General features: G+C 56.8%; 8 protein-coding genes. 7 read left to right on the top strand and 1 reads right to left on the bottom strand.

From position 1 onward, the window contains the following. The first annotated feature begins 134 nt into the window (after nucleotides 1–134). The 7 genes from RRH01S_RS30320 to RRH01S_RS30290 all read left to right on the top strand — a co-directional run bounded on the left by RRH01S_RS30320 (nucleotide 135) and on the right by RRH01S_RS30290 (nucleotide 6,097). Nucleotides 135–950, top strand: a complete 816-nt coding sequence (locus tag RRH01S_RS30320; RefSeq protein ID WP_034521446.1) for a DUF2189 domain-containing protein — start codon at nucleotides 135–137, stop codon at nucleotides 948–950. Between the two features lie 101 nt (nucleotides 951–1,051). Continuing rightward, on the top strand, nucleotides 1,052–1,438 hold the full coding sequence (locus tag RRH01S_RS30315) for a c-type cytochrome (protein WP_034521448.1): 387 nt from the start codon (nucleotides 1,052–1,054) through the stop codon (nucleotides 1,436–1,438). 230 nt (nucleotides 1,439–1,668) lie between these two features. After that, nucleotides 1,669–2,484: a cytochrome c oxidase subunit II gene (locus RRH01S_RS30310; RefSeq protein ID WP_015918107.1), complete on the top strand. Its 816-nt coding sequence runs from the start codon at nucleotides 1,669–1,671 to the stop codon at nucleotides 2,482–2,484. A 55-nt stretch (nucleotides 2,485–2,539) separates the two neighbouring features. Beyond that, the gene (locus RRH01S_RS30305; RefSeq protein ID WP_042476758.1) at nucleotides 2,540–4,318 is read left to right on the top strand and encodes a cytochrome c oxidase subunit I; all 1,779 of its coding nucleotides are present in this window, start codon (nucleotides 2,540–2,542) and stop codon (nucleotides 4,316–4,318) included. Further along, nucleotides 4,315–5,019: a cytochrome c oxidase subunit 3 gene (locus tag RRH01S_RS30300; protein WP_042476756.1), complete on the top strand. Its 705-nt coding sequence runs from the start codon at nucleotides 4,315–4,317 to the stop codon at nucleotides 5,017–5,019. Before RRH01S_RS30305 ends, RRH01S_RS30300 begins: the two co-directional genes overlap by 4 nt. 12 nt (nucleotides 5,020–5,031) lie before the next feature. Then, nucleotides 5,032–5,754: a heme-copper oxidase subunit III family protein gene (locus tag RRH01S_RS30295; RefSeq protein WP_034521474.1), complete on the top strand. Its 723-nt coding sequence runs from the start codon at nucleotides 5,032–5,034 to the stop codon at nucleotides 5,752–5,754. Nucleotides 5,755–5,764: 10 nt separating this feature from the next. After that, on the top strand, nucleotides 5,765–6,097 hold the full coding sequence (locus RRH01S_RS30290; protein WP_015918111.1) for a cytochrome C oxidase subunit IV family protein: 333 nt from the start codon (nucleotides 5,765–5,767) through the stop codon (nucleotides 6,095–6,097). 80 nt (nucleotides 6,098–6,177) lie between these two features. Here the strand turns inward: RRH01S_RS30290 and RRH01S_RS30285 are convergent, their stop codons facing one another. Next, nucleotides 6,178–7,311 carry a flavin-containing monooxygenase gene (locus tag RRH01S_RS30285; protein ID WP_034521455.1) on the bottom strand — a complete coding sequence of 378 codons (1,134 nt, stop codon included), beginning with the start codon at nucleotides 7,309–7,311 and terminating at the stop codon, nucleotides 6,178–6,180. Between the last annotated feature and the right edge of the window lie 31 nt (nucleotides 7,312–7,342).

Here is a 7,342-nt window from a genome sequence, read left to right as displayed (position 1 = left end):
AGTTTAAGGAATAGGCGACAAAGGCAACAAAATTTGATAAATCTATGAACACCGGTTGCGGTTTGACGTGTCGGTAAAAATTTGCCGCGCGTCTTTATACCACTAGCCGGATTGTGGCGAGGAGGAGAGATGCTATGGCAGCATTTCATGTTATGGCCGGTGCGAGCGGCGAACTTACGCGCCCGGAAGTCCGCAAGATCGGCGTCATGGATCTTATCGATGCGCTGCGGTTGGGACTTGATGACTTTAGAGAGAAGCCATCCCATTATGTTTTTCTCTGTCTTATGTATCCGATCGCGGGCATCTTCCTGGTCATGTGGAGCGATGGCGCTGATCTGCTGCCACTGCTTTATCCCTTGATGTCGGGCTTTGCGCTGGTTGGTCCGATCGCGGCCATTGGCCTTTACGAAATCAGCCGACGCCGTGAACAGGGATTCGATAGCTCATGGCATCACGCGCTGGAGGTCCGTCATTCTCCGGCGTTGCCGTCGATCATTGCGGTAGGCCTCATGCTGTTCGCGCTTTTCATCGCCTGGCTGATTGTCGCACAACGCATCTACACCATGACCTTCGATGGGGCCGGTCTGACCTCGATCTCGACCTTCCTGTCAGACGTGCTGACGACCCCACAGGGCCTCTCCCTTATGCTTTGGGGAAACCTGGCCGGTTTCATTTTCGCAATAATTGTGCTGGCGACGACGGTGGTGGCATTCCCACTGCTACTGGACCGGGATGTCGGCGCGGTTTCTGCCGTGGACACGAGTATACGCGCCACACTTGCCAATCCAGGGCCGGTTGCGCTTTGGGGACTCATCGTCGCGGCGCTGCTTGTCGTCGGTACGATCCCGATTTTTGCCGGCCTTGCGGTCATCATGCCCATCCTTGGGCATTCGACCTGGCACCTATATCGCAAATTGATTGCCCCCCTCGATCCGAACCGCAGGCCTTGAATTTGCAAAGGAAACCTACTGCAGGAACAGCTCCAAGCTGCTGCGACCTGCCCGACGACATTCGCTTGGATTGGAATAGCGATGGAGAGAATGAGGTTGCCATGTCTTATCGTCTTCTTCCAATCTGTCTGCTTCTCACCTTTGCTTCACCGCTTGCCGCCCTTGCGCAGGAAGGTGACGTTACGGCAGGAGCCACCGTTTTCAAGAAATGCGCCATTTGCCACATAGCTGAAACGGACCAGAACAAGATTGGCCCCTCGCTGAACGGTCTGTTCGGCAGAACAGCCGGAACACACCCTAATTTTGCCTATTCGCCGGCAATGCAGACGGCGGGCAAGGGTGGCCTCATATGGGACGAGGCGACACTTCGCGACTATTTACATGATCCCAAGGCGAAGGTGAAAGGCACGAAAATGACCTTCATCGGGCTGAAGGACGATACCGAGATTACCAATCTGATCGCCTATTTGAAGCAGTACTCCAAATAGCGAAATGCCAAGTGTGGACGAGCTTTTCCCTGCGTCGCCGGTTGGATCGGCGAGGTTCGGCTCAGCAAGCATGACGCCGCCGATCCGTTCCCGCGGCGTCGATATGCCCCGTGTCTTGCCGGAACCGCTGCTGTTGCCGCAATTGCTCGTCTGAGTTCTTCATGAGATAATACTAAAACGTTTCGCGATGGGATTGTCGAAATGTTCGCGGCCGGGTCAGGGAGGAGACGATGGCTGTCGCAGTGATTCTCGTTCTGCTGGTGGTGGGATCGATCGCGTTCCATCTGCTTAGCCCATGGTGGTGGACGCCGATTGCGTCGAACTGGAGCTACATAGACAACACGATTGTCATCACGTTCTGGATCACCGGCTTCGTTTTCGCGGCGGTCGTGTTGTTCATGGCCTATTGCGTCCTTCGCTTCAGGCACCGCGCCGGAAACCAGGCGGCATACCAGCCCGAAAACAAGCGGTTGGAATGGTGGCTCGCGGGGGGGACTGCGATCGGGGTGGCTGCAATGCTCGCGCCGGGCCTCTTCGTGTGGAAACAGTTCGTCACGGTCCCGACCGATGCCAGTCAGGTCGAAGTCGTCGGGCAGCAATGGCAATGGAGTTTCCGGCTGCCGGGAGCGGACGGGCGGCTCGGTCGGGCGGATACGCGCGATGTCACTCCGGACAACCCGCTCGGTTTGAACAAGAATGATCCCTCCGGAATGGACGACGTCATCGTCCAAGGTGGCGAGCTGCATTTGCCCGCCGGCAAGCCGGTCAAAATGCTTCTGCGCTCGATCGACGTCCTGCACGATTTCTACGTACCGGAATTCCGCGCCAAGATGGACATGATCCCCGGCACCGTCACCTACTATTGGTTCACGCCAACGCGGACAGGAACATTCGAGGTTCTCTGCGCGGAATTGTGCGGCGTCGGTCATCCGCAGATGCGCGGGACGGTCATCGTCGATACTGAGACCGCCTATCAAGCCTGGCTGCAGCAACAGCCGACTTTCTCGCAATCGTTGGCGTCGGCGGAAAAGTCGGCCGCCAAATAAATGCCATGCGTACTTGAGGGGAAAGCCGCATCGGAGGGAACAGGGAGGATGTAGTATGGTCGATATTGGATCCGGCACCGAGCAGGTCATCCAGCCCGCTGAAGTCGAGGATGTAGAGCTTTATCATCCGAAAAGCTGGTGGACGAAATATGTCTTCAGCCAGGACGCCAAGATCATCGCCATTCAGTACGCGCTAACCGCCATCTCGATCGGCATGGTAGCGCTGGTGCTATCCTGGCTGATGCGCCTACAGCTCGGATTTCCGGGCTATTTTTCCTTCATCGACGCGGAACATTATTATCAGTTCATCACCATGCACGGCATGATCATGGTGATCTACCTGCTGACGGCGCTGTTCCTCGGCGGTTTCGGCAACTATCTGATCCCGTTAATGCTCGGCGCCCGCGATATGGTCTTCCCCTATGCGAACATGCTGAGTTATTGGCTCTATTTGCTCGCAGTCATCGTCCTGGTCGGCGGCTTTTTCGCGCCCGGCGGGCCGACGGGCGCCGGCTGGACGCTATATCCGCCCCAGGCTCTTCTATCGGGGACGCCGGGAGGGCGTGATTGGGGCATCATCCTGATGCTGTCATCGCTGATCCTGTTCATCATCGGCTTCACCATGGGTGGGCTGAACTATGTCGTCACCGTGCTGCAAGGACGCACCCGTGGCATGACGCTGATGCGAATGCCCTTGACTGTATGGGGCATATTCACCGCGACCGTCATGGCGCTGCTTGCCTTCCCGGCACTCTTCGTCGCCGCCGTCATGATGTTGTTTGATCGGTTGCTCGGCACGAGTTTCTTCATGCCCTCCATCGTCGAGATGGGCGAGCAACTGAAGCAAGGGGGCGGCAGCCCTATCCTGTTCCAGCATCTGTTCTGGTTCTTCGGCCACCCGGAAGTCTATATCGTCGCACTTCCTGCCTTTGGCATCGTCTCGGATCTGATCAGCACCCATACACGCAAGAACATCTTCGGCTACAGGATGATGGTCTGGGCGATCGTCATCATCGCGGCGTTGAGTTTCGTCGTATGGGCGCATCATATGTATGTCAGCGGGATGAACCCGAACTTCGGGTTCTTTTTCGCGACCACGACGTTGATCATCGCCATCCCGACGGCCATCAAGGTCTATAATTGGGTGCTGACGCTCTGGCGCGGCGATATCCATCTGACATTGCCGATGCTGTTTGCCCTGGCCTTCATCGTCACATTCATCAACGGCGGGCTGACTGGCCTCTTTCTCGGTAATGTCGTTGTCGATGTGCCGCTGTCCGACACCATGTTCGTCGTTGCCCATTTCCACATGGTGATGGGGGTCGCACCGATCCTGGTGATCTTCGGCGCAATCCACCATTGGTATCCGAAAGTCACGGGTCGCATGCTGAACGTTGTGATGGGTCATATTCACTTCTGGATCACCTTTCTTGGCGCCTATGCGATCTTCTTCCCGATGCACTATCTCGGCCTGATGGGCGTGCCGCGCCGCTATTACGAGCTGGGTGAAACTGCTTTCATTCCGCCGTCGGCGCATACGCTGAACATGTTCATCACTGTCGCCGCGCTGATTGTCGGCGCCGCTCAAATTCTGTTCCTGTTCAACCTCGCCTGGAGCCTTCGCTGGGGCAAGCAAGCGGGCGGCAACCCATGGCGGGCAACGACATTGGAATGGCAAACGCCACAAACGCCGCCAGTTCACGGAAATTGGGGCAAGGAGCTGCCGATCGTCTACCGGTGGCCGTATGATTACAGTGTCCCCGGAGCAGATCAGGACTTCCTGCCGCAAAATCAGCCGGCTTCGGGCGAGCCATCCGAAAGGGCGTCGTCATGAGCGCCATTCTCATCTTCATGGCGGGGGTCGCCGGCATTATCGTCTGGTGGATGGCAAAGCAGCGACTGACCTCGAAGCCCTGGCTGGAAGCAGGGCTGGCAGGCGATGCACCGGAGGTGCAGGGATCATCGGCGACAACGGCGAAAGTGGGTCTCGGCATCTTTCTCGCCGTGGTCGGCGCCTTGTTCACGCTTTTCATCAGCGCCTATCTTACGCGCCTCAGCGGCACCGACTGGTGGAGTATTCCGATCCCACGGCTGCTTTGGGTGAATACGGCTGCCCTTGCCGCCAGCAGCGTTGCGCTGCAATGGGCGAAAGTTGATGCCCCTCTTAACCACCGCGAGATGATGAACACGGCACTTGCAATGGCGTTCGTATTGGCCGTTCTCTTTCTCACTGGGCAGGTTTTGGCGTGGCGGCAACTGGTGTCGGCAGGCTATCTGCTCGCCGACAACCCATCAAACAGCTTCTTCTATATGATCACCGGTTTGCATGGCCTGCACATTCTAGGCGGGCTTTTCGTGCTTGGACGGACGACAATCCGCGCGCGGACCAGCTCTGTGCTGACGAGAATCCGCCTGAGCGTGGATCTGTGCGCCATATATTGGCATTTCATGCTCATTGTCTGGCTGATCCTTTTTGCGCTCTTCGCAGGCTGGGCGAACAGTTTCGTCGATCTCTGCCGTCAATTGATCACCTGAGGAGGTTCAATGATGACCGAATCCGTGGAAAGACCGGTAAGTGATCCGCATCTGCGGCCCGTGGGACTGCGCGGCGTTGCCGCTGATCTGTCATCGGACCAGCGGGCGTTCAAGAACGTCTCCTGGGGCAAGGCGATGATGTGGATCTTCCTCCTGAGCGACACTTTCATTTTCGGCTGTTTTCTGCTGGCCTATATGACGGCGCGCATGTCGACCACCGTCGCCTGGCCCAATCCCAGCGAGGTTTTCGCCCTGACGATCGGAGGCAAGGAAATCCCGCTGATCCTGATCGCCATCATGACTTTCGTCCTTATCAGCAGCAGCGGCACGATGGCCATGGCCGTCAACTTCGGATACCGCCACGATCGCAGAAAGACCGCCGCACTGATGTTGGCGACGGCGGTCCTTGGCGCGACGTTCGTCGGAATGCAGGCATTCGAATGGACCAAACTGATCCGCGAAGGAGTCCGTCCCTGGGAGAACCCTTGGGGCGCGGCGCAATTCGGTTCGTCCTTCTTCATGATCACGGGCTTTCACGGCACCCACGTTTCGATCGGGGTCCTGTTTCTTCTGATCATGGCACGCAAGGTGTGGCGAGGAGACTTCGACCTGGAAAGACGGGGGTTTTTCACCAGCCGGAAGGGTCACTACGAGATCATCGAAATAACGGGACTTTATTGGCACTTCGTCGATCTGGTCTGGGTATTCATCTTTGCATTCTTCTATCTGTGGTGAGGATGGCATCATGGCACAAGAGCAGGCGCATTCCGGACAACAGCATCCGATAAGACTTTACATGGTAGCTTGGGGACTGCTTTTCGTCCTCAGCACCTTCTCTTACTTGGTCGACTATCTCGGCATCCAGAGCTATCTCAGATGGTCTCTGATCCTCCTCTTCATGATCCTGAAGGCGGGGCTGATCGTTGCTATTTTTATGCACATGGCCTGGGAACGGCTGGCGTTGATCTACGCCATTCTACTTCCTCCAGTCCTCGTGCTTGTCTTTGCCACTTTGATGGTGTCGGAATCGCACTACACGGTCCTTACACGACTGACATTTTTGGGGGCCAATCCGTAAGGTCTAGCAGCATTCGCCGGCCGCCTGGAGCCACACCAGATCATCGGGTATGGTACGCTCTGCAACGCCGTGTGTCGCAATCAAATACTTGCGGACCTTGTCTTAGCGATCGAGCTCGCGATTAGCCGCGCCTCGATGCTGATCTGGCGCAGGAGGCCCGTTGTGGCTGCATTGAAACCACAGAAATACAAGCCATCCTTTGCCGGATGAAGCTCGTTCCTTGCCGGTTTTCCGGCATCTGGAAGTCGCTCAGCCAGATCGGGCAATAGTGTGCCGAGAGACGGCTTGTAGCCAGTCGCCTGCACGATCGCATCGAACTCTGCAGATTGGCCGTTCGTGAAAAGCACGTTCGAACCGTCCAACATCTCGATGCCGGGGAACACCTTGATCCTGCCGTCTCTCATCTTTGCAATCGTGCCGATGTCGATCAAAGGTGTTCGGCCTCGCTCAATCATCGTGGTCAGAGGTCCGTGCTTCGAGCGCGTGAGCCCCATTGTCTCGATATCGCGGTAGCGCAAATACAGAAGAGGCGCATTGAATGCATCAACCAGTCTATATGGCAGGTGTTGTTGAGCAATGGCGATGGTCGCGGTCGGCACGCCGAACATCTCCCTCGGAACGATATTGACCGGGCCTCGAACCGACATCGCGACCTCAAGACCTGCTTCGGCGCATTCGAGCGCTATCTCTCCCGCTGAATTTCCGAAGCCGACCACTAGAATTCGGCGCGCCTTGAGGTCAAAGGCGTTCCGGTATTCACAGGAGTGGATGATATCTCCCTCAAACGTGTCCTGACCAGTCCAGCGTGGTCGGACTGGAGAGTTTGACAATCCGGTAGCGATTATCACGGTTCTTGGTTCGAATACGTCGCCGTCGGCGGTCTCGACGACCCAATTCGCTTTCTTGCGAACAGAGCCGACAGTCTTGCCAGCAATCACTTGAAGGTCATTCGCGCGTGCGTAGTCCTCAAGGTAGTCGATGATCTGCAGTCGCGACGGATATTTTGGAAAACCTGCCGGCATCGGCCTTCCTGGAAGTGCCGAGCACCTTTTGTCCGTATGTAGATGGAGCCGATCGTAATGCCTTCGCCATGAAGCTGCGAGCTTGTCCGTAGCTTCGAGGACGACGGAAGGACAGCCTTTTGCTCGGAGTGCCGAGGCACATGCCAGCCCCGCCGGGCCTGCCCCAATGATGATTGTCTCCTCGATCGCCACGGGCAGTTCCTCCGTATGAGTCCTTGCATTG

The sequence above is a fragment of the Rhizobium rhizogenes NBRC 13257 genome (assembly GCF_000696095.1).
Taxonomy (GTDB): domain Bacteria; phylum Pseudomonadota; class Alphaproteobacteria; order Rhizobiales; family Rhizobiaceae; genus Rhizobium; species Rhizobium rhizogenes.
The sequence above is the reverse complement of the archived record's forward strand: the minus strand, read 5'-3'. Positions and strand labels throughout refer to the sequence as shown.